Source organism: Streptomyces sp. DF42, from assembly GCF_058267695.1.
Genome location: NZ_CM177859.1, coordinates 1,929,514 through 1,951,044 on the forward strand (window position 1 = coordinate 1,929,514; position 21,531 = coordinate 1,951,044).

Consider the following 21,531-nt stretch of genomic DNA (forward strand, 5'->3'; position numbering starts at 1 on the left):
ATGGGTACCGGAATTCGGCCATCCGCCGTGAATCGAATTCCCTCGCACACCAGCTCTGGAATTCAAGTCCTATCGGTGCTGCACGCTGGGTGAACGCTCGGCGCATTTCCGTCATCAGGCGGCGATCAGTCCGCGCAGGAATGCCAGGTCGACGTCTTCGAGGGAGGTGACGACGGTGCGCCGGACGGCGGGGGCGATGGGGGCCACCGAGGGGACCGCGACCACGTGGCAGCCGGCGGCCTCGGCCGAGGCGACGCCGGTCGCGGTGTCCTCGATGACCGCGCATCTGGCCGGATCCGCGCCGAGTCCCGCGGCCGCGAGCAGGTAGGGGTCGGGGTGCGGCTTGGTCCGCGGCACCTCGTCGCCGGCGACCGACAGGGCGAAGTGGTGGGCTCCGAGCGAGCCGATCACCCGGTCGATGACGCGCCGGTGCGAGGCGGAGACCAGGGCGGTGGGGATCTCGTACTCGGAGAGCTCTGCGAGCAGTCTGGCGGCGCCCGGCATCAGTGGCAGGGCCTGGTCGATGCGGTCCTCGAAACCCTGATTGAGCAGGACCGTGAGCTCGGCCATGGCGATGTCGGCGCCGGTGACCTCGATGAGGAACCCCGCGCTGCGGGTCATGGGGCCACCGACCACGACATGGCGCCACGAGTCGTCGAGGACGTGGCCGAGGCCCGCGAAGATCTCGACCTCCACGTCCCACCAGAAGCCCTCGGTGTCCACCAGGGTTCCGTCCATGTCGAGGAGCACGGCCTGCAGCGCTGAGCCTTCGGCCGTACGGGTTCCGAGCGCGGGGACCGTACTGGTCATCCTGGCGCACCTCCTTGGGGACGACCAGGCCGGTTCCCGCTGGGGGAACCGGCCTGCAGTGGACCGACCAGTGTACGTCTCCCGCGAGGGAAGTGCCTCGTTTGACCGGAGCCTGTCCTGGGCACTCCGCGCATACCGCCGGGGGGCGTCCTGACGTGCGCCGATGTGTCCCCGAATGTGCCCTCGTACGTGTCCCGGACGGGCCTACGTCAGCGGGCGTTGAAGTACTTCGCCTCCGGGTGGTGGATCACGATCGCGTCCGTGGACTGCTCGGGGTGCAGCTGGAACTCCTCGGAGAGGTGGACGCCGATGCGCTCCGGCTGGAGCAGGTCGGCGATCTTGGCGCGGTCCTCCAGGTTCGGGCAGGCTCCGTAGCCGAGGGAGAAGCGGGCGCCCCGGTACTTCAGGGCGAACATGTCCTCCATCTGACTCGGGTCCTCACCGGAGAAGCCGAGCTCCGACCGCACGCGCGCGTGCCAGTACTCGGCGAGCGCCTCGGCCAACTGCACCGACAGGCCGTGCAGTTCGAGGTAGTCGCGGTAGGCGTTCGCCTCGAACATCCGCGCCGTCTCCTCGCCGATCCGCGAGCCGACGGTGACGACCTGGAGGCCGACGACGTCGGTCTCCCCCGCCTCCTGAGGGCGGAAGAAGTCCGCGAGGCACAGCCGGCGGCCGCGGCGCTGGCGCGGGAAGGTGAAGCGGGTGCGTTCGTTGCCGTGCTCGTCCAGGATGATCAGGTCGTCGTCCTTGGAGACGCACGGGAAGTAGCCGTAGACGACGGCCGCTTCCAGCAGGTTGTCGGTCTGCAGCCGGTCCAGCAGGCCGCGCAGCCGGGGCCGGCCGTCGGTCTCGACGAGTTCCTCGTACGTCGGTCCCTCGCCGGTACGGGCCTGCTTGAGGCCCCACTGGCCCTTGAACAGCGCGCCCTCGTCCAGCCAGCTCGCGTACTCCTTGAGCTGGATGCCCTTGATGACGCGGGTGTCCCAGAACGGCGGGGTGGGGATGGGGTTGTCGGTGGCGACGTCCGAGCGGACGTGGCCCTCCTCCGGGTGTTCCTCCACCTCGACGGCCGAAGTCGCCCGCACCCGGCGCTGCTTGAGCTCGGGCAGCTTGGCGCCGGGCACGCCCCGTTTGACGCCGATCAGCGCGTCCATCAGGCGCAGGCCCTCGAACGCGTCGCGGGCGTAGCGGACTTCGCCCTCGTAGATCTCGTGCAGGTCCTGCTCGACGTACGCGCGGGTGAGGGCCGCACCGCCCAGGATGACCGGGAAGTCCGGCGCGAGGCCGCGCTGGTTGAGCTCCTCCAGGTTCTCCTTCATGATCACCGTGGACTTGACCAGGAGCCCGGACATGCCGATGACGTCGGCCCGGTGCTCCGCGGCGGCGTCGAGGATCGCGGAGACCGGCTGCTTGATGCCGAGGTTGACGACGTTGTAGCCGTTGTTGGACAGGATGATGTCGACGAGGTTCTTGCCGATGTCGTGCACGTCGCCGCGCACGGTGGCCAGGACGATGGTGCCCTTGCCCTCGGAGTCGGACTTCTCCATGTGCGGTTCGAGGTGGGCGACCGCGGCCTTCATGACCTCCGCGGACTGGAGCACGAACGGCAGCTGCATCTGGCCGGAGCCGAACAGCTCGCCGACGACCTTCATGCCGTCCAGGAGGGTCTCGTTGACGATGTCGAGGGCGGGGCGGGTGGTCAGCGCCTCGTCGAGGTCGGCCTCCAGGCCGTTCTTCTCGCCGTCGATGATGCGGCGCTTGAGGCGCTCCTCCAGCGGGAGGGCGGCCAGTTCCTCGGCCTTGCCCGCCTTCAGCGACTTGGCGGTGGCACCCTCGAACAGCGCCATCAGCTTCTGGAGGGGGTCATACCCCTCGGCGCGACGGTCGTGGATCAGGTCGAGAGCCGTCTGCACCTCCTCCTCGCTGAACCGGGCGATCGGCAGGATCTTCGACGCGTGGACGATCGCGGAGTCGAGGCCCGCCTTGACGCACTCGTCCAGGAAGATGGAGTTGAGCAGGATGCGGGCGGCCGGGTTGAGGCCGAAGGAGATGTTCGACAGGCCCAGCGTGGTCTGTACGTCCGGGTGACGGCGCTTGAGTTCACGGATCGCCTCGATCGTGGCGATGCCGTCCTTGCGGGACTCCTCCTGACCGGTACAGATGGTGAAGGTCAGCGTGTCGATGAGGATGTCCGACTCGTGGATGCCCCAGTTGCCGGTCAGGTCGTCGATGAGCCGTTCGGCGATCTCGACCTTCTTCTCGGGAGTGCGGGCCTGTCCCACCTCGTCGATGGTCAGGGCGATCAGCGCGGCCCCGTGCTCCTGCGCGAGCTTGGTGACCTTCGCGAAGCGGGACTCCGGGCCGTCGCCGTCCTCGTAGTTGACGGAGTTGATGACAGCGCGGCCGCCCAGCTTCTCCAGCCCCGCCCGGAGCACCTCCACTTCGGTGGAGTCCAGCACGATCGGCAGGGTGGAGGCGGTGGCGAAGCGGCCGGCCAGCTCCTCCATGTCGGCGACGCCGTCGCGGCCGACGTAGTCCACGCAGAGGTCCAGCATGTGGGCGCCCTCGCGGATCTGGTCGCGGGCCATCTCCACACAGTCGTCCCAGCGGGCCTCCAGCATCGCCTCGCGGAACTTCTTCGAGCCGTTGGCGTTCGTGCGCTCGCCGATGGCCAGGTACGAGGTGTCCTGGCGGAAGGGCACGGTCTGGTAGAGGGAGGCGGCGCCCGGCTCGGGGTGAGGGTGCCGCTCGGTCGGGGCGGTGCCGCGGACCCGCTCGACGACCTGGCGCAGATGCTCGGGGGTGGTGCCGCAGCAACCGCCGATGAGGGAGAGGCCGTACTCGCGTACGAAGGTCTCCTGGGCGTCGGCGAGCTCCGGCGCCGTGAGCGGGTAGTGGGCGCCGTCGCGGCCGAGGACCGGCAGGCCCGCGTTGGGCATGCAGGACAGCTGAACGCGCGAGTGGCGGGCCAGGTAGCGCAGGTGCTCGCTCATCTCGGCCGGGCCGGTGGCGCAGTTCAGCCCGATCATGTCGATGCCGAGCGGTTCCAGCGCGGTCAGCGCGGCGCCGATCTCCGAGCCGAGCAGCATGGTGCCGGTCGTCTCGACCGTCACCGACACGATGAGCGGGACCTCGTACCCGGCCGTCTCCATGGCCCGGCGGGCGGCCAGGACGGAGGCCTTGGTCTGCAGCAGGTCCTGGGTGGTCTCCACCAGCAGCGCGTCGGCGCCGCCGGCGAGCAGGCCCTCGGCGTTCTGCTGGTACGCGTCGCGGATGACGTTGAAGGTGGTGTGGCCGAGGGTGGGCAGCTTGGTGCCGGGACCCATCGAGCCCAGCACCCAGCGCTGGCGGCCGTCGCGCGCGGCGAACTCGTCCGCCGTCTCGCGGGCGATGCGGGCACCGGCCTCGGACAGTTCGGCGACGCGCTCGGGGATGTCGTATTCGCCCAGGGCGGTGAGGTTCGCGCCGAAGGTGTTGGTCTCCACGCAGTCGACGCCCGCGTCGAAGTACTCGGAGTGCACCGAGCGGACGATGTCCGGGCGGGTCACGTTGAGGACCTCGTTGCAGCCCTCCAGCTGCTGGAAGTCGTCCAGCGTGGGGTCCTGCGCCTGCAGCATGGTGCCCATCGCTCCGTCGGCGACCACCACTCGGGTGGCCAGCGCCTCACGGAGCGCGGACGCACGGGTCCGGCTGTCGGCGGAAGGGGTCAGTGGCGACGAGGCCATTTAAGGGGCTCCCTTGAGTGCGACGGCTGTCGGCTTTGCACCCCTCCGTGGATCTCCCGCGGCGGGCACACCTCGCCAGGGTAACCGGGTCCGCACCGGGATGGTCAGGGCGTCCACGGGGCGGACCCGTGTGACGGGCGGGTCACTCAGGGGATACGAGTGACACAACAGATCACGACGGATGACGACCAACCATTAGCGGGAGGTCGACATCGACCGGTAGTGTTCGACATTGCCGAACGGCGGCAGCGGCGTCGCACGTCGACGGCCGAAGGGGACGGAGGCAGCACGGCGATGGCACGGAACATCCAGTCGCTCGAACGGGCGGCCGCGATGCTGCGGCTGCTCGCGGGCGGCGAGCGACGGCTCGGCCTCTCGGACATCGCCTCGTCACTGGGCCTCGCCAAGGGCACCGCCCACGGGATTCTCCGCACCCTCCAGCAGGAGGGCTTCGTCGAGCAGGACGATGCCTCCGGGCGCTATCAGCTGGGCGCCGAGCTGCTGCGCCTGGGCACCACCTACCTCGACGTGCACGAGCTGCGGGCGCGGGCCCTGGTGTGGACGGACGACCTGGCCAGGTCCAGCGGGGAGAGCGTGTATCTCGGCGTCCTGCACCAGCAGGGTGTGCTGATCGTGCATCACGTCTTCCGGCCCGACGACAGCCGTCAGGTGCTGGAGATCGGGGCCATGCAGCCCCTGCACTCCACGGCCCTGGGCAAGGTCCTGTCGGCCTACGACCCGGTCGCGCACAGCGAGGCCGTCGAGGCCGACCGCAAGCCCTTCACCGACAGGACCGTGTGCGGGCTGGAGGACTTCGAGCACATCCTCGACATGTCGCGCGCGCGCGGTTACGCGGCCGACGTCGAGGAGACCTGGGAGGGCGTGGCGTCCGCCGCCGCGCCCATCCACGACCGGCGGCGGATGCCGGTGGGCGCGGTGGGCATCACCGGCGCCGTGGAGCGGCTCTGCCGCGACGGCGAGCTGCGCCCCGAGCTGATCGCGGCGGTGCGGGACTGTGCCCGTGCCGTGTCGCGGGACCTGGGTGGCGGGCGGTTCTGAGAGGCATGGACGGATGCCGGAACGCCGAACGGCGTTCCGGCATCCGTCGTACCTGGACGTAGCACGGCGAACCGTCCAGCCGGTACGCACCGTGCTTGTTACCCCGCCGTACGCAGCTGACCTGCAAGATCGAGAGCTCACAGCGTTCAGTAACGATCGCACTTTCGACAACAGAGCTCTTGACTCGCATGCGACGCCGGGGCAAGACTCCCGTCCATCGGTCGGCATTGTCGAACACCTACCGGCAATACGCGCTAGAGTGTGACAACGCCAAGGGCCGGCATCGCTCTCACCCCCGAGGGCAGCTCGAACTCCCGGAGGGACCCGGGGTTCGGTCCCCTGGACGAAGGACAAAGGAGTCGCGGGTGTCCAGCTCCGACATCTTCATCGGCGAGACCATCGGTACCGCCATACTCATCCTGCTCGGCGGCGGCGTCTGCGCCGCCGTGACGCTGAAGGCCTCCAAGGCCCGTAACGCCGGCTGGCTGGCCATCACCTTCGGGTGGGGCTTCGCGGTACTCACGGCGGTCTACACGTCGGCGCCGCTCTCCGGCGCCCACCTGAACCCGGCCGTGACGCTCGCACTCGCGATCAAGAACGGCGACTGGGGCAACGTCCCGGTGTACTGGGCCGGACAGCTGCTCGGCGCCGCGATCGGCGCGAGCCTGGTCTGGGTCGCCTACTACGGGCAGTTCCACGCGCACCTCACCGACAAGGAGATCGTCGGCGGCCCGGGCGCGCAGGCCACGAAGGTCAAGGCCGTCGAAGCCCAGGAGGCGGGCGCAGGCCCGGTGCTGGGCATCTTCTCCACCGGCCCGGAGATCCGCGTCGTGTGGCAGAACCTCGCCACGGAGATCATCGGCACGATCGTGCTGGTGCTCGCCGTCCTCACGCAGGGCCTGAACGACAGCGGCAAGGGCCTCGGCACCCTGGGCGCCCTGATCACCGCACTCGTGGTCGTCTCGATCGGTCTGTCCCTCGGCGGCCCGACCGGCTACGCGATCAACCCGGCCCGTGACCTCGGCCCGCGCATCGTGCACGCCCTGCTCCCCCTGCCCAACAAGGGCAGGTCCGACTGGAGCTACGCCTGGATCCCGGTGGTCGGTCCGCTGATCGGCGGGGCCATCGCCGCAGGCATCTACAACGTCGCTTTTGCTTAAGAGCACCGGGCTTCACCGCACTTAAACAGCACCGCGCCGTACAGACAGCCACACATCCACGGAACTCCAGGAGCACACAGTGACCGACGCGCACACCGCCGGCCCCTTCATCGCCGCGATCGACCAGGGCACCACCTCCAGCCGCTGCATCGTCTTCGACCGGGACGGCCGTATCGTCTCCGTCGACCAGAAGGAGCACGAGCAGATCTTCCCGAAGCCGGGCTGGGTCGAGCACGACGCCAACGAGATCTGGACGAACGTCCAGGAGGTCGTCGCCGGAGCCGTCCAGAAGGCCGGCATCACCCGTGACGACATCAAGGCCATCGGCATCACCAACCAGCGTGAGACCACGCTGCTCTGGGACAAGAACACCGGTGAGCCCGTCCACAACGCCATCGTCTGGCAGGACACCCGCACCGACGCCCTGTGCAAGGAGCTCGGCCGCAACGTCGGCCAGGACCGCTTCCGCCGCGAGACCGGCCTCCCGCTGGCCTCGTACTTCGCGGGCCCCAAGGCCCGCTGGCTGCTCGACAACGTCGAGGGGCTGCGCGAGCGCGCCGAGGCGGGCGACATCCTCTTCGGCACCATGGACAGCTGGGTCATCTGGAACCTGACCGGCGGTGTCAACGGCGGCCGGCACGTCACCGACGTCACCAACGCCTCCCGCACCATGCTGATGAACCTGCACACCATGGAGTGGGACGACAAGATCGCCGAGTCCATCGGCGTCCCGCTGGCGATGCTGCCGGAGATCCGCTCCTCCGCCGAGGTGTACGGCGAGATCAGCGGCGGCAAGCTGGGCGACCTGCTCGGTGGCATCCCGGTCGCCTCCGCGCTCGGCGACCAGCAGGCGGCCCTGTTCGGCCAGACCTGTTTCGCGGAGGGCGAGGCCAAGTCGACGTACGGCACCGGCACCTTCCTGCTGATGAACACCGGTCACAAGCCGGTCAACTCGTACAACGGCCTGCTGACCACGGTCGGCTACCGCATCGGTGAGGAGAAGGCGGTCTACGCCCTGGAGGGCTCGATCGCCGTCACCGGTTCGCTGGTGCAGTGGATGCGGGACCAGATGGGCCTGATCTCCACCGCCGCCGAGATCGAGACCCTCGCGCTCACGGTCGAGGACAACGGCGGCGCCTACTTCGTGCCGGCCTTCTCCGGTCTGTTCGCCCCGTACTGGCGCTCCGACGCCCGCGGTGTGATCGCCGGCCTCACCCGGTACGTCACCAAGGCGCACCTCGCGCGCGCCGTCCTGGAGGCCACGGCCTGGCAGACCCGTGAGATCACCGACGCCATGACGAAGGACTCCGGCGTCGAGCTCGCGGCGATCAAGGTCGACGGCGGTATGACCTCCAACAACCTGCTGATGCAGACGCTCTCGGACTTCGTGGACGCGCCCGTGGTGCGTCCGATGGTCGCCGAGACCACCTGCCTCGGTGCCGCTTACGCCGCCGGTCTCGCCGTCGGCTTCTGGACCAGCACCGACGACCTGCGTGCCAACTGGCGCCGGGCCGCCGAGTGGACCCCCAACATGGCCGCGGAGAAGCGCGACCGTGAGTACAAGAGCTGGCTCAAGGCCGTCGAGCGGACCATGGGCTGGCTCGAGGACGACGAGAGCTGACGAGAGCTCCTGACGGCTCTCGCACGCTCTGATGAGGAGTAAGAACCCGAAATGACCAGCCAGTCCACCCTGCAGTCCGTGCCTGCCCTGGGTACGCACCCGGCCTCCGCCTCGAACCCGAGCCGAGCCGAGACCCGGGAGCAGCTCTCCAAGGCGTCGTTCGACCTTCTCGTGATCGGCGGCGGCATCCTGGGCATCTCCACCGCCTGGCACGCCGCGCAGTCCGGCCTCAGGGTGGCTCTGGTCGACGCCGGCGACTTCGCCGGCGCCACCTCTTCCGCCTCCTCCAAGCTGCTCCACGGCGGTCTGCGCTACCTGCAGACCGGCGCGGTGAAGCTGGTGGCGGAGAACCACTTCGAGCGCCGTGCGGTGTCTCGTCAGGTGGCCCCCCACCTGGCGAACCCGCTCACGTTCTACCTCCCCGTGTACAAGGGCGGGCCGCACGGCGCTGCGAAGCTCGGGGCGGGCGTCTTCGCCTACTCCGCGCTCTCCGCGTTCGGTGACGGTGTCGGCCACCTCCTCTCCCCCGCCAAGGCGGCGCAGGACGTGCCCGAGCTGCGCACCGAGAACCTCAAGGCCGTCGCCGTGTACGGCGACGACCAGATGAACGACGCGCGCATGGCGCTGATGACGGTCCGTGCGGCCGTCGAGTCGGGCGCGGTCGTCCTGAACCACGCCGAGGTGACCGGGCTCCGGTTCACCAAGGGCCGGGTGACCGGTGCCGACCTGCGCGACCGCACCAGCGGCGACGAGTTCGGCGTCAACGCCCGGCTGGTGCTCAACGCGACCGGCCCGTGGGTCGACCACCTGCGTCGCATGGAGGACCCGAACGCCGCCCCGTCGATCCGGCTGTCGAAGGGCGCGCATCTGGTCCTGAAGCGGACGTCGCCGTGGAAGGCCGCGCTCGCGACCCCGATCGACAAGTACCGCATCACCTTCGCCCTCCCCTGGGAGGACATGCTGCTGCTCGGCACGACCGACGAGGAGTTCGAGGGTGACCCGGCGGACGTCGCGGTCAACGAGAAGGACATATCCCAGATCCTGGACGAGGCCGCGTTCTCGGTCCGCGACCAGCAGCTGTCGCGTGACCTCATCACGTACTCCTTCGCGGGTCTGCGCGTGCTGCCGGGCGGCCCCGGCGACACGGCGAAGGCCAAGCGCGAGACCGTGGTGACGGAGGGCCGTGCCGGGATGCTGTCCGTCGCGGGAGGCAAGTGGACGACCTTCCGGCACATCGGCCGTACGGTCATGCAGAAGCTGGAGGCGCTGCCGGGCGCTCCGCTGGGTGACGACTTCGAGCCGGTCTCGTCGCTGCCGAAGAAGCTGCCGCTTCCCGGCGTCGCCAACCCGCGCGCGGTCGCGCACCGGCTGCTGGTCGACCACCCCGCGCCGGGTCCGCGCATGGCCGCCGACACCGCCAAGCACCTTGCCACGCACTACGGTTCGCTGGCCTTCGACATCGCCCGTCTGGCCAACGACAACCCGGAGCTGGCCGAGCGCGTCCACCCCGACGCCCCGGAGATCTGGGCGCAGGTCGTCTACGCCCGGGACAACGAGTGGGCCGAGACGCCTGACGACGTGCTGCGCCGCCGTACGACGCTGACCATCCGGGGTCTGGCGACGGACGACGTCCGCGCGAAGGTCCAGGACCTGCTCGACAAGAAGTAGACCTCGCGCCGGCCCCCTCCCTGACCAGGGCCGGCACGACCGGTGAACGGCCCCTCTCCCCTGGGGACCGGATCCGCGGAGAGGGGCGCCTCCATGCCGACGGAGCCGCCCCTTTCCGCATGCCGGTGTATCGGGGATACAGACCCTTACCCCTCAGGCCGCCGTATTCTCCGACCTGGAGATTCTCGCCCTGAGCTGAGCATTCGGTGCCCCGTTCAGCCCACCGAACCGCTGGGAACCTCCATAATGGCCTGAGACATCGGATGTCTGAACGACAGGTCTGAACGGCAGGGAGGCCGGCCATGGCAGTCACCGACGAGGCGATCGAGAAAATCAAGGGAATGATCGTCTCCGGCGCGCTGCGCCCCGGCGACCGGCTGCCCAAGGAGAGCGAGCTGGCCGCCGAACTCGGCCTCTCCCGCAACTCCCTGCGGGAGGCCGTGCGCGCCCTGTCGCTGATCCGGATCCTGGACGTACGGCAGGGCGACGGCACGTATGTGACCAGCCTCGACCCGCAGTTGCTGCTGGAGGCGATGAGCTTCGTCGTGGACTTCCACCGCGACGACACGGTCCTTGAGTTCCTGGCGGTGCGGCGCATCCTGGAGCCGGCCGCCACGGCGATGGCGGCCTCCCGGATCAGTGAGCAGCAACTGGGCGCGCTCTCGGCCCAGTTGGACAAGCTGGGGGACGCACCGTCGGTGGAGGAACTCGTCGCCTGCGACCTCGACTTCCACCGGGGCATCGTGCAGAGCTCCGGCAACTCGGTGCTCTGCTCGCTCATGGACGGCCTGTCGGGGCCGACCACCCGGGCCCGTATCTGGCGCGGCCTGACCCAGGAGGACGCGGTCAGCCGCACCCTGCACGAGCACCGGGCGATCCTGGCCGCACTGCGCGACCGGGACGCGGAGGCCGCCCGGTCCTGGGCGACGGTGCACATCGCGAGCGTGGAGCAGTGGCTTCGCTCCACGCTCTGAGGGCCCGGGCACCCGGGGTACGGCTCGGACGGCCAAGGGTGTTCAGAGGTGGCGAACGGGGCAGTGATGCGTTCACTCCCCCGTGCAAGGGGGCTGCGGGCGCCCCCGCCGCACGCCGTAAGGTTGGGTGGTCAAGCGAGGGCACGTCGGAAGGAGGCCTGGGTGATCGAGCTCGAGGGGGTTCCCGAGCTGATCGACCCGGTCATGGTGGCCGCGTTCGAGGGCTGGAACGATGCCGGCGACGCCGCCTCCACCGCGGTCGCGCACCTGGACAGGGAGTGGAAGGGCGAGGTGTTCGCGGCGCTGGACGCCGAGGACTACTACGACTTCCAGGTGAACCGCCCCACGGTGTGGATGGACGGCGGCGTGCGCAAGATCACGTGGCCGACGACAAGGTTGTCGGTGGTCCGCGTCGGCGGTGAGAAGCCGCGCGATCTCGTCCTCGTCCGGGGTATCGAGCCGTCGATGCGGTGGCGCTCGTTCTGCAACGAGCTGCTGGGCTTCGCGCACGAGCTGGGCGTGGAGCTGGTGGTGGTGCTGGGCGCCCTGCTGGGCGACACCCCGCACACGCGTCCGGTCCCGATCAGCGGCACCACGTCCGACGCGGACCTGGCGCAGCGCATGGACCTGGAGGAGACCAAGTACGAGGGCCCGACGGGCATCGTCGGCGTCCTGCAGGAGGCCTGCACGCACGCGGGCGTCCCGGCCGTCTCTCTGTGGGCAGCGGTGCCGCACTACGTGTCGCAGCCGCCGAACCCGAAGGCGACGCTGGCCCTGCTCAACCGCCTGGAGGACCTGATCGACGTGCGCATCCCGCTGGGCGAGCTGCCCGAGGACGCGCGCGCCTGGCAGGTGGGCGTGGACCAGCTGGCCGCCGAGGACAGCGAGGTCGCCGAGTACGTCCAGACGCTGGAGGAGGCCCGGGACACGGCGGAGCTGCCGGAGGCGACGGGCGAGGCGATCGCCCGCGAGTTCGAGCGGTATCTGCGGCGCCGGGACGGGTCGGGTCCGTCGAGCGGCGGGCACGCGACCGCGGACGGCAGTGACGGCCCGTCGTACCGGCGGGACAACCCCGGCGGCCGTACGAAACCACCGAAGCCACCCAAACCGGATCCGGAGGACGACGAGTCCCCGGAGGAGTGAGCGAGTGAAGGGCGGTGCGCCGGGCGCACCGCCCTTCTTGCTGCCCGGAGGCCGGCGTGTGCTGCCCGCACGGCCGCGCCGACGCGCTTGAAGATCGGCACCTTTGGCCGGATTGCGGCGTGACATCTACTTCCGGCCGGATTGCACACGTTACCCAATTCAACTTGTATCAAACCGAGTTGGTGAAAACACTCTGGACGCCTCGGCGCGCGCGTGCTTGGTTGTGCAGCGACGGCGCACCCGCACGGACCGAACCGAAGGGAGCGGTACCGATGAGCGACCAGGTACAGCCGGCACAGGGCCCCGGGGCCGGTGGTCCCGGACCCGACGGAGCGGGATTCACCTATCGAGGAGCCGAGCAGGAACTGATCGTCGTCGCCAGTGCCGAGACCCGGCTGCGCGCCCGCACCGAGGGCGTCCGTTCGGCGGCCGGTGCCGATGTCTCCGCACTCACCATGTTCCTCAGCGACGAACAGCTCGTACTGCAGCCGCTGTTCGGCAGCGAGGACCGGCTCCAGCAGACCTCCGCCACGCCGAGCGACCAGAACGTGCCCGACCTCGCGCTGTTCTACCGGGTGCGGGGCGGGGAGAGCCGCGCCCAGGAGCTGCGGTCGCGGATCGCCGCCCTGCCGGGGATCGACACGGCGTACGTGAAACCGGGCGCCGTTCCCGCGACGGTGGCCGACGACGACCGCCGCCTGAAGGAAGGCGCCCCGGTCACCCCCGACTTCAGCAGCCGCCAGGGCTATCTGGCCCCGGCGCCCGAGGGGATCGACGCCCACTGGGCGTGGCAGCGGCCCGGCGGGTCCGGTCAGGGGGTGACGGTCATCGACGTCGAGGGCGCCTGGCAGTTGGGCCATGAGGACCTGGCCGCCAAGCTGGCCGGCGTCGTGGTCGGCACCCCGCTGACCGACCTCGCCTGGCGCAACCACGGCACCGCCGTGATCGGCGTGATCGGCGGCGACCGGGGCGAGTACGGCGTCAACGGCATCGTGCCCGAGGCGGTGACCGCCGCCGCGTCCTTCCAGGGCATCGGCACGGCGGCCGCGATCCACGCGGCGGCCGACCGGCTCGGCCCCGGCGACGTCGTACTGATCGAACTCCACCGCCCCGGACCGCGGTTCGAGTACGCCGAGCGCGACGACCAGCGCGGCTATGTCGCGGTCGAGTGGTGGCCGGACGACTTCGCGGCCATCCGGTACGCCACCGCCAAGGGCGTCCTCGTCGTCGAGGCGGCCGGCAACGGCGGCGAATCGCTGGACGACGCGGCCTACGAGCGCCGCCCCGACGAATTCCCCCAGTCGTGGCGCAACCCGTTCAATCCCTCCAACCAGTCATCCGGAGCCGTCCTGGTCGGCGCGGGCGCACCGCCGCCCGGCACGCACGGCCGCGACCACGGCCCGGACCGGTCGAGGCTGGCGTTCTCCAACTACGGTGCCCGCGTGGACGCGCAGGGCTGGGGACGCGAGGTCACGACCACCGGCGGCTTCTGGGACAAGCCCGGCGATCTGCAGGGCGGGCCCGAGGAGATCGCCTGGTACACGGACACGTTCTCCGGGACCTCCTCGGCCTCCCCCGTGGTGGTCGGCGCGGTGGCCGCGCTGCAGGGCATGCTCAAGGCGGCAGCCCAGCAACCGATGTCCCCGGAGCGTGCCCGCGCGGTGCTGCGGGCCACGGGTTCCCCGCAGCAGGACGCGCCGGGCCGGCCCGCCTCGCAGCGGATCGGCAACCGGCCCGACATCAAGGCGGCGGTCACCCATCTGCTGCCGCAGGCGGTCGGCTCGGGCCAGGCCGAACGGTACTGGGACGAGCTGTTGCCGTATCCGCGCGAACTCCCGCCGAGGCTCCGGCTGTTCGTGGCGGGCGCCTGGCGGAACCTGAACCATCCGTCCCCCGAGATCCGCCAGGCGGTGCACTCCGCCTTCGCGGGGGGACGGCCCGACGTCCGAGTGTGGTTCTCGGACGACGAGATCGTCGGCCTGGTCGTCACGGGCTGACGCATCCCAACCATCAAGGGAAGGTGGCACACGCATGAGCACCACCCCGCAGATGAGCCAACTGGGACAGCAGCAAGGCCAGCAGTTCCCGAGCACGTCGCCCTACCAGCAGTACCAGCAGCAGCCGTTCGGGCAGCAGCAGGGCTTCGGACAGCAGCAGCCCGTGGGGATGGGCGGTTCGATGGAGCAGCTGCAGCAGCTCGGCCAGCAGCAGCCGTTCCAGCAGCTGCTGCACCAGCTCGGTCAGGGCCAGCAGCAACCTCACGGTCAGCAGCAGCTGGACCAGCAGGCACAGCAACAGGAGCAGCAGACCCAGCAGCAGCTTCAGCAGCTCGCGCAGGCCGTGATCCAGCAGGTCGTTCAGCAGGCACAGCAGCAGGCGCTCGCCGCCGGTGTGGCGAACGGCTTCGTCGACATCGTCCAGCCGCTCCCGGGCCAGCCGCAGCAGATCTTCCTGCGCATCAACAACCAGTTCCGGATCCTCAACAACCCGACCCCGCAGATCCACCAGCAGATCCAGGAGGCCTTCGCCTTCGGCCACCAGGTGATCGGCGTCTGGGACTCCAACTCGCCGAACGTCCTGCGCAGCGTCCGCATCCAGCGGGTCTGACCGCTGCCTGAATGACGGCGCGCACCACGAAGGGGCGCTTCCTCGGCAAAGGAAGCGCCCCTTTCCGTGCCTGCGACGGCAGTGACTACAGGGCGACGCCCAACAGCGCGTCCACAGCCCGCGATACGACACCGGGCGCGCCGATGTCGCTGCCGCCCTCGGCGTCCTGCCGCGCGACCCAGCGGTCGACCGCGGCGAGCGCGGCCGGGGCGTCCAGGTCGTCGGCGAGGGCCTCGCGGACCTCGTCGACGAGGGCATCGGCGGGCGGCCCGTCGGGCCGGGACACGGCGGCGCGCCAGCGGCCGAGGCGGGCCACGGCGTCCTGGAGGACCTGGTCCGTCCACTCCCAGTCCGACCGGTAGTGGTGGGCGAGCAGTGCCAGCCGTATCGCGGCCGGGTCCACGCCGTCGCGCCGCAGCTTCGACACGAAGACCAGGTTGCCCTTGGACTTGGACATCTTCTCGCCGTCGAGGGCGACCATGCCGGCGTGGACGTACGCCTTGGCCATGGGGAACTCGCCGGTCAGCACCTGGGCGTGCGAAGCGCCCATCTCGTGATGCGGGAAGACGAGGTCGGAGCCGCCGCCCTGCACGTCGAAGCCCATGCCGAGGTGGTCCAGGGCAATGGCGACGCACTCGATGTGCCAGCCGGGCCGGCCACGGCCGAGCGAGCCGCCGTCCCAGCTGGGCTCGCCCTCGCGGGCGGCCATCCACAGCATCGGGTCGAGGGGGTTCTTCTTGCCCGGACGCTCGGGGTCGCCGCCGCGCTCGGCGGACAGCAGCCGCATGGCGGCCGCGTCGAGGCCCGAGACCTTGCCGAAGTCGGGGTCGGACTCGACGGAGAAGTAGATGTCGCCCTCGAGTTCGTAGGCGGCACCGGCGTCACGCAGCCGTTCGACGAGCGGCACGATGCCGGGTATCGCCTCGACCGCGCCGATGTACTGCTGCGGGGGCAGCATCCGCAGGGCGGTCATGTCCTCGCGGAACAGGGCCGTCTGCTGCTCGGCGAGGGCGACCCAGTCGATGCCGTCACGGTGCGCCCGCTCCAGCAGCGGATCGTCGACGTCGGTCACGTTCTGGACGTAGTGAACCTGCCGCTTGGTGTCGAGCCACACGCGCTGAACGAGGTCGAACGCGTTGTAGGTCGCCGCGTGACCGATGTGGGTCGCGTCGTACGGCGTGATGCCGCAGACGTAGATACGGGCGACGGGACCGGGGTCCAGGGGGACCGAACCGCCGGTCGCGGTGTCGTGGATCCTCAGGTCGCGGCCCTGACCAGGCAGGGCGGGGACCTCGGAAGCGGGCCAGGCATGCATGTCATGAGCCTAACCGGACGGATGTTCCGTATACGAACCGGACCGGGCCGGATGGCCGGTAAGGCGGTCTTGTGTGTTCCCGGCCGGTGTGCTGGTGCGGTACCGGACAGCGTGCTGCTAAACGGGCGGCCACGGAATGGCCGGCCACTCCCCGCTCGGCTCCGGGTGCCTGCCGGTCCGAAGGAGTACGGCGACACGTGCGCGCGTGGCGTCGAGTTCGGTGTCGGTGATCAGCGCGGAGAGCCGGCCGGCCAGCGCTCCCTGCTCCCCCAGGGCTTCCTGGAGGCCCTTGAGGACGTCGACCGCCTCGGGCGTCAGCGGCTCCCCCGCCCACCCCCACAGCAGCGTCCTGAGCTTGTTCTCGGTGTTGAAGGTCACCCCGTGGTCGATCGCGTAGAGCCGGCCCTCGGCCGTCGGCAGCAGGTGGCCGCCCTTGCGGTCCGCGTTGTTGATCACGGCGTCGAGCACGGCGAGCCGGCGCAGCCGCTCGTCGTCGGCGTGCACCAGCAGCGCCGTCCGCCCCTCCCCGACCTCCGCGAGGCCGATCGCCTTCCAGCCCGGCTCGGGCTCCTCACCGTCCACCAGGGCGAGCAGCTCCGGCGCGTCCCCTTCGGCGGACACCTCGATCCACAGCTGGACCATCCCCTCGCCGTACGGCCCCTCCCGCAGCACGGTGGGCGGGACGAGCCCCCAGCCGGTCGCCTCGGAGACCTCGTGGGCGGCCACCTCGCGCCGGGCGAGGTTGCCGTCGGGGAAGTCCCACAGGGGCCGCTCTCCGGCGACTGGCTTGTAGATGCAGGCAACCTCCCGGCCCTCATGGGAGATCGTGCAGTACAGCGCGGCGTTGGACGCCTCGCGGATACGGCCGCGCACGGTGAGCTCGCCGCTGGTGAGCAGTTCGACGGGCGTCACGCTCCGCGGCGGTATCCGTTCTGGCGCGGACATACGTGTCCTTCCGGGTCGAGCGGGAGGCTGCACAGCGGGCACGGCGGCCGCCCGGCGTTGACGACGTCGAGGGCGCGCTTGGCGAAGGCTCTCGCCTGCACGCCGGTCAGCCGGACCCGCAGCATCGGGGGCCCGTTCTCCTCGTCCTGGAGGAGGCGTTCCTCGGCCTCGGCGAGGTCCTCCTCGGAGTCGGCCTCCAGCTCCACGAGGGCCTGCGCCTCGACGATCATGCGCTGTTCCTCGCCGTCCCAGGCGAGGGCCATGGTGCCGACCCGGAACTCCTCCTCGACGGGGGTGTCCAGCGGGTCCGTGTCGGAGATCTCGGTGGAGGCCACGGCCGGGACGGCGGCGCTGCCGCCACTGCGCCGTACGACCTCGTCGAGCAGTTCGTCCATGCGCTCGGCAAGGGCGGCGACCTGTGTCTTCTCCAGGGCCACGCTGGTCACACGGGGGCCTGCGATGGCCTGGAGGAAGAACGTACGGCGTCCGGGCATACCGACCGTACCGGCCACGAAGCGGTCCGGGGGGTCGAAGAGGAACACCTGACGGGACACGTCCTGTCTCCTGGATTCGTGGATGGGTGCGGGGCTACTGCGACCGCTTCACCCTACTGCGCCCGACGATCACGGTGCGCCCGCACCGCCCCCGACCGTGGCGTCCTCGGCCGGGGGCTCCTCGCGCGGCACCAGGGACGTGAAATCGCCGGTGTCACCGAGACGCACGAGGAACGGCCTCAGGCGTGTGTAACGGATGGCGGTGATGGAACACGGTTCTACGGAAATCCTCTGGAAGAGGTCGAGATGAAGTCCAAGTGCGTCCGCGACAAGAGACTTGATGACGTCGCCGTGCGAGCACATGAGGTACACGGCGTCGGCGCCGTGGTCGCGCTCCACGCGCGCGTTCCACTCACGTACGGCTTCGGCGGCGCGGGTCTGCATCGCGCGCATCGACTCGCCGCCGGGGAACGCGGCGGCGGAGGGGTGCGCCTGAACGACCTGCATCAGCGGCTCGTCCGCGAGCTCGGCGAGCTTGCGGCCGGACCAGTCGCCGTAGTGGGCCTCGCCGATCCGTTCGTCGCTGTGGGCGGTCAGCTCGGGACGGGCGTCCAGGAGCGGTCGCACCGTCTCCTGGCAGCGCTGCAGCGGGCTGCTGACGACCTCGCGGATCGGCAGCCCGGCGAGCCGTCCGGGCAGCGCGGCGGCCTGCGCGGCGCCGCGCTCGTCGAGCGCGACACCGGGCGTCCAGCCGGCGAGCACGCCCTCGGTGTTGGCGGTGGAACGTCCGTGCCGGACCAGGATCAGCGTGGGCATGCGGCCAAGGGTAGGCGCACGCCCGGGTGCGTCCACGGGCGGACGGCGGGAGAATACGCTCCGTGATCGTCGACTGTGCCATCTACCGGAACGGGCGCCGCACGGAGGGGCCCGAGGACTTCTCCGATGCCCTGGAGCAGTGCCGTCGGGGACGGGACGCCTTCGTCTGGATCGGCCTGTACGAGCCGACGGAGAAGGAGTTCGAGCGGGTCACCGAGGAGTTCGGGCTGCACTCGCTGGCCGTCGAGGACGCCCTCACCGCGCATCAACGCCCCAAGCTCGAGGTGTACGACGACTCGCTGTTCATGGTCCTCAAGCCGGTCGGGTACGAGAGGGAGAGCGACATCGTCACCTCCGGCGAGGTCATGGTCTTCATCGGCGACTCGTTCGTGGTGACCGTGCGGCACGGAGAGGAGGCGCCGCTCGCGGCCGTGCGGCAACGGCTCGAGGAGGAGCCCGAGATGCTCCGGCACGGGCCCACGGCGGTGCTGTACTCGATCGCCGACGCCGTGGTCGACCACTACCTGGAGGTGGCGGCCGAGCTGAGCACCGACCTGGAGGAACTGGAGGCGGAGGTGTTCTCGCCGACCGGCGGGGGCTCGCGGCACACGGCGTCCCGCATCTACTCCTTCAAGCGTCAGATCCTGGAGTTCCGCAGGGCCACGGGCCCGCTGGCACAGCCGCTGGACCGCCTCGGGGGCGGCGGTTTCCTCAGCGGGCGGGTGCCCTTCGTGCACGAGAAGGCACGGCCCTTCTTCCGGGACGTCAGCGACCACCTCACGCGCGTGAACGAGTCCGTGGAGGGCCTGGACCGGCTGGTCTCGGACGTGCTGTCGGCGCATCTCGCGCAGATGAGCGTCCGGCAGAACGACGATATGCGGAAGATCTCCGCGTGGGCGGCCATGGCCGCGGTGCCCACGATGATCGCGGGGATCTACGGCATGAACTTCGACCACATGCCCGAGCTGCACTGGACCGTGTCCTACCCGGCGGTGGTCCTGGCGATGGCCGTTCTCGAAGTGCTGCTCTTCAGGCTGCTCAAGCGCCGGGGATGGCTGTAGGTCAGGCGAACTCGGGCGCGGCCGTGGCGGATCCGCCGAGTGCGTCGCGGCGCTCGGGCATCCGCAGGCTCACCATCCGCCGCCAGCCCGCGGCCCGCTCGTAGGCGTAGACGGCGTGGATACCGGCGGCGAGCACCGCCGACTTGGCCCTCGGCCAGCCGAGGATGCGTCCCATGTGGTCCATGACGGCGAGGCTGACGTCCCGGTAGACGCGGATCTCGGCGAGCGCGCACTCGCGCAGCGTCTGCTGGATCGCCCGGCCGTGTCCTGCGTACGCGAAGCGCAGCAACTCCTCGTGGCAGTAGGCCAGGTGGTTGTCCTCGTCCTTCGAGATCATCTTCACCGCGCGCCCGATGTCGGGGTGGTCGGCGAAGTACCTGCGCAGGAGTTCCATCTGCTCGCAGGCGCGCTGTTCGGTGACCCGGCTGTGTGCGAGGTAGGTGACGATGTCCTGCACGGTGAGCGCCTCTTCGCTCCTGAGCTTCTCGTGGGCGAGGCCGATGCCGTGCTTCTCCAGGAGCATCGTGTAGTCCGTCTCGGGCGGTACGGGAACGGGATCGAGCCCACGCTTCCTCATCAGGGCGTTGAAGATCCGGCCGTGTTTGTCCTCGTCCGCGCCGTGCCGGGTGATCTTGGGAGCGAGCGCGCGTTCGCCCTCCGGTACGAGCGTGGCGATGCGGGCGTTCTCCCACCCGCCCTGTGACTCCCCGCTGGCCGCGATGGAGCAGAACAGCGCGAAGGAGTCGTCGTCGTCGAGGATCTCCTGGAACAGGCTCTTTGCCGAAATCATCGTGGGCACCTCTCTGCAAGACTCGCAGATTTCCGCCGGATTCCGCCGGATCCGCAAAGAACGAGTCAAATGCGGCTTTGGAGGTGTTGCAACAGCTGTGTCCGACAACTCCGCCAAAAGGAGGACCCACGGGGTCACATCGGGGGCGTAACCGCACGGGCTCGGGCGCGTTGTTCCCCGTGACGGCCGTGGCGGGGAAGACCCCCGAGCCCCCACCACGGCCGCAGACATTCCAGCCCGCGTACGTGACCTGTGTCAGGCCAGTCCGGCGCGCTCCAGGGCCTCGGTGCCGGCGCGGAGCGAGGCGATCCGCTCGTCGAGCGTGAATCCGGCGGGGTTGAGGCTCAGGGTGGTGACTCCGGCCGCCGCGTACTCCTTCATCCGGTCCGCGATGCGGTCCACGGAGCCGAGCAGCGTCGTCTTGTCGATCAGGTCGCGCGGAACGGCGGCCGCGGCGCCCTGCTTGTCGCCGGACAGGTACTTCTCCTGGACCTCGGCGGCCGCGGCCTCGAACCCCATGCGCTGGGCAAGCTGGTTGTAGAAGTTCTGCTTGGCACTGCCCATGCCACCGACGTACAGCGCGGTGTAGGGACGGAAGGCGTCGGCGAGCGTGGACACGTCCTTGTCCTCGCCCAGGGCAAGCGGGAGCGTCGGGCAGACGTCGAAGCCGTCGAGGGTCTTGCCCGCCTTCTCGCGCCCGGCGCGCAGGTACTTGATCGTGGTGTCCTCCAGGTGCTCGGCGGAGGGGAAGATCAGCAGGGCGCCGTCGGCGATCTCACCGGTCTGTTCGAGGTTCTTCGGGCCGATCGCGGCGATGTACAGCGGGATGTGCTCGCGCTGCGGGTGCACGGTCAGCTTGATCGGCTTGCCGGGGCCGCCGGGCAGCGGCAGCGTCCAGTGCTCGCCGTCGTACGACAGCCGCTCGCGCGTCATCGCCCTGCGCACGATCTCGACGTACTCACGCGTGCGGGCCAGCGGCTTGTCGAACTTGACGCCGTACCAGCCCTCGGAGACCTGGGGCCCGGAGACACCGAGGCCGAGGCGGAAGCGGCCGCCGGAGAGCGAGTCGAGGGTGGCTGCGGTCATCGCGGTCATTGCCGGCTGGCGGGCCGGGATCTGGAAGATGGCGGAGCCGACGTCGATGCGTTCGGTCTGGGCCGCGACCCAGCTGAGCACGGTGGCCGCGTCCGATCCGTAGGCCTCGGCGGCCCAGCACACCGCGTACCCGAGCCGGTCGGCCTCCTTGGCGACGGCGAGGTTGTCCCCGTCCATTCCGGCACCCCAGTAGCCGAGGTTGATCCCGAGCTGCATGCCGATCCCCTTACCGATCAGTAACGTCCCTG

At 70.1% G+C, this 21,531-nt stretch carries 17 protein-coding genes; 9 read left to right on the forward strand and 8 right to left on the reverse strand.

Annotation, left to right across the window (positions count from 1 at the left end; all coding sequences use genetic code 11):
* Window positions 1–114: 114 nt before the first annotated feature.
* Window positions 115–810, reverse strand: a complete 696-nt coding sequence (locus tag ACYUED_RS08790; protein WP_491291710.1) for an HAD family hydrolase — start codon at window positions 808–810, stop codon at window positions 115–117.
* 209 nt (window positions 811–1,019) lie between these two features.
* Window positions 1,020–4,535 (reverse strand): methionine synthase, encoded by a 3,516-nt coding sequence (gene metH, locus ACYUED_RS08795; RefSeq protein ID WP_491291711.1) that lies wholly within the window; start codon window positions 4,533–4,535, stop codon window positions 1,020–1,022.
* A 294-nt stretch (window positions 4,536–4,829) separates the two neighbouring features.
* Here metH and ACYUED_RS08800 point away from each other — a divergent pair, with 294 nt between their 5' ends.
* The 8 genes from ACYUED_RS08800 (at window position 4,830) to ACYUED_RS08835 (ending at window position 14,767) form a co-directional block, all read left to right on the forward strand.
* Window positions 4,830–5,594, forward strand: a complete 765-nt coding sequence (locus tag ACYUED_RS08800; RefSeq protein WP_491291712.1) for an IclR family transcriptional regulator — start codon at window positions 4,830–4,832, stop codon at window positions 5,592–5,594.
* Between the two features lie 365 nt (window positions 5,595–5,959).
* Window positions 5,960–6,754: an MIP/aquaporin family protein gene (locus tag ACYUED_RS08805; RefSeq protein ID WP_491291713.1), complete on the forward strand. Its 795-nt coding sequence runs from the start codon at window positions 5,960–5,962 to the stop codon at window positions 6,752–6,754.
* A gap of 79 nt (window positions 6,755–6,833) precedes the next feature.
* Entirely contained in the window at window positions 6,834–8,375 is a 1,542-nt protein-coding gene (gene glpK / locus ACYUED_RS08810; protein WP_491291714.1) for a glycerol kinase GlpK, read from the forward strand.
* Between the two features lie 51 nt (window positions 8,376–8,426).
* Complete coding sequence (locus tag ACYUED_RS08815; RefSeq protein ID WP_491291715.1) at window positions 8,427–10,043, forward strand: glycerol-3-phosphate dehydrogenase/oxidase; 1,617 nt, start codon at window positions 8,427–8,429, stop codon at window positions 10,041–10,043.
* A gap of 302 nt (window positions 10,044–10,345) precedes the next feature.
* Window positions 10,346–11,017 carry a FadR/GntR family transcriptional regulator gene (locus ACYUED_RS08820; RefSeq protein WP_491291716.1) on the forward strand — a complete coding sequence of 224 codons (672 nt, stop codon included), beginning with the start codon at window positions 10,346–10,348 and terminating at the stop codon, window positions 11,015–11,017.
* A 162-nt stretch (window positions 11,018–11,179) separates the two neighbouring features.
* Entirely contained in the window at window positions 11,180–12,160 is a 981-nt protein-coding gene (locus tag ACYUED_RS08825) for a PAC2 family protein (protein WP_266678319.1), read from the forward strand.
* A gap of 272 nt (window positions 12,161–12,432) precedes the next feature.
* Window positions 12,433–14,157 (forward strand): S8 family peptidase, encoded by a 1,725-nt coding sequence (locus ACYUED_RS08830; RefSeq protein ID WP_491291717.1) that lies wholly within the window; start codon window positions 12,433–12,435, stop codon window positions 14,155–14,157.
* A 34-nt stretch (window positions 14,158–14,191) separates the two neighbouring features.
* Entirely contained in the window at window positions 14,192–14,767 is a 576-nt protein-coding gene (locus tag ACYUED_RS08835) for a hypothetical protein (RefSeq protein ID WP_491291718.1), read from the forward strand.
* Window positions 14,768–14,852: 85 nt separating this feature from the next.
* On the opposite strand, the gene mshC is transcribed toward ACYUED_RS08835, so the two are convergent.
* The 4 genes from mshC to ACYUED_RS08855 all read right to left on the reverse strand — a co-directional run bounded on the left by mshC (window position 14,853) and on the right by ACYUED_RS08855 (window position 18,337).
* Window positions 14,853–16,082, reverse strand: a complete 1,230-nt coding sequence (gene mshC / locus ACYUED_RS08840) for a cysteine--1-D-myo-inosityl 2-amino-2-deoxy-alpha-D-glucopyranoside ligase (RefSeq protein ID WP_491291719.1) — start codon at window positions 16,080–16,082, stop codon at window positions 14,853–14,855.
* A 117-nt stretch (window positions 16,083–16,199) separates the two neighbouring features.
* Window positions 16,200–17,027, reverse strand: coding sequence for an SCO1664 family protein (locus ACYUED_RS08845; RefSeq protein ID WP_491291720.1), 828 nt, complete (start codon window positions 17,025–17,027; stop codon window positions 16,200–16,202).
* On the reverse strand, window positions 16,991–17,581 hold the full coding sequence (locus tag ACYUED_RS08850; protein ID WP_491291721.1) for a DUF3090 domain-containing protein: 591 nt from the start codon (window positions 17,579–17,581) through the stop codon (window positions 16,991–16,993). The genes ACYUED_RS08845 and ACYUED_RS08850 overlap by 37 nt, the downstream gene beginning before the upstream one ends.
* A gap of 69 nt (window positions 17,582–17,650) precedes the next feature.
* Window positions 17,651–18,337: a histidine phosphatase family protein gene (locus ACYUED_RS08855; RefSeq protein ID WP_491291722.1), complete on the reverse strand. Its 687-nt coding sequence runs from the start codon at window positions 18,335–18,337 to the stop codon at window positions 17,651–17,653.
* Between the two features lie 62 nt (window positions 18,338–18,399).
* Here ACYUED_RS08855 and corA point away from each other — a divergent pair, with 62 nt between their 5' ends.
* Entirely contained in the window at window positions 18,400–19,398 is a 999-nt protein-coding gene (corA, locus tag ACYUED_RS08860) for a magnesium/cobalt transporter CorA (RefSeq protein WP_491291723.1), read from the forward strand.
* Between the two features lies 1 nt (window position 19,399).
* On the opposite strand, the gene ACYUED_RS08865 is transcribed toward corA, so the two are convergent.
* Together ACYUED_RS08865 and ACYUED_RS08870 are read right to left on the reverse strand one after the other, a co-directional pair.
* Window positions 19,400–20,188, reverse strand: a complete 789-nt coding sequence (locus ACYUED_RS08865; RefSeq protein ID WP_491291724.1) for a ferritin-like domain-containing protein — start codon at window positions 20,186–20,188, stop codon at window positions 19,400–19,402.
* Between the two features lie 255 nt (window positions 20,189–20,443).
* A complete protein-coding gene (locus ACYUED_RS08870; protein ID WP_491291725.1) occupies window positions 20,444–21,499 on the reverse strand; it encodes an LLM class F420-dependent oxidoreductase in 1,056 nt (351 codons plus the stop codon).
* Window positions 21,500–21,531: the final 32 nt, after the last annotated feature.

Excerpts from the sequence above, each read along its gene's own strand:
- ACYUED_RS08790 (WP_491291710.1), bottom strand. The coding sequence starts at position 810 with ATGACCAGTACGGTCCCCGCGCTCGGAACCCGTACGGCCGAAGGCTCA.
- metH (WP_491291711.1), bottom strand. The coding sequence starts at position 4,535 with ATGGCCTCGTCGCCACTGACCCCTTCCGCCGACAGCCGGACCCGTGCG.
- ACYUED_RS08800 (WP_491291712.1), top strand. The coding sequence starts at position 4,830 with ATGGCACGGAACATCCAGTCGCTCGAACGGGCGGCCGCGATGCTGCGG.
- ACYUED_RS08815 (WP_491291715.1), top strand. The coding sequence starts at position 8,427 with ATGACCAGCCAGTCCACCCTGCAGTCCGTGCCTGCCCTGGGTACGCAC.
- ACYUED_RS08820 (WP_491291716.1), top strand. The coding sequence starts at position 10,346 with ATGGCAGTCACCGACGAGGCGATCGAGAAAATCAAGGGAATGATCGTC.
- ACYUED_RS08830 (WP_491291717.1), top strand. The coding sequence starts at position 12,433 with ATGAGCGACCAGGTACAGCCGGCACAGGGCCCCGGGGCCGGTGGTCCC.
- ACYUED_RS08835 (WP_491291718.1), top strand. The coding sequence starts at position 14,192 with ATGAGCACCACCCCGCAGATGAGCCAACTGGGACAGCAGCAAGGCCAG.
- mshC (WP_491291719.1), bottom strand. The coding sequence starts at position 16,082 with ATGCATGCCTGGCCCGCTTCCGAGGTCCCCGCCCTGCCTGGTCAGGGC.
- ACYUED_RS08845 (WP_491291720.1), bottom strand. The coding sequence starts at position 17,027 with ATGTCCGCGCCAGAACGGATACCGCCGCGGAGCGTGACGCCCGTCGAA.
- ACYUED_RS08855 (WP_491291722.1), bottom strand. The coding sequence starts at position 18,337 with ATGCCCACGCTGATCCTGGTCCGGCACGGACGTTCCACCGCCAACACC.
- ACYUED_RS08865 (WP_491291724.1), bottom strand. The coding sequence starts at position 20,188 with ATGATTTCGGCAAAGAGCCTGTTCCAGGAGATCCTCGACGACGACGAC.
- ACYUED_RS08870 (WP_491291725.1), bottom strand. The coding sequence starts at position 21,499 with ATGCAGCTCGGGATCAACCTCGGCTACTGGGGTGCCGGAATGGACGGG.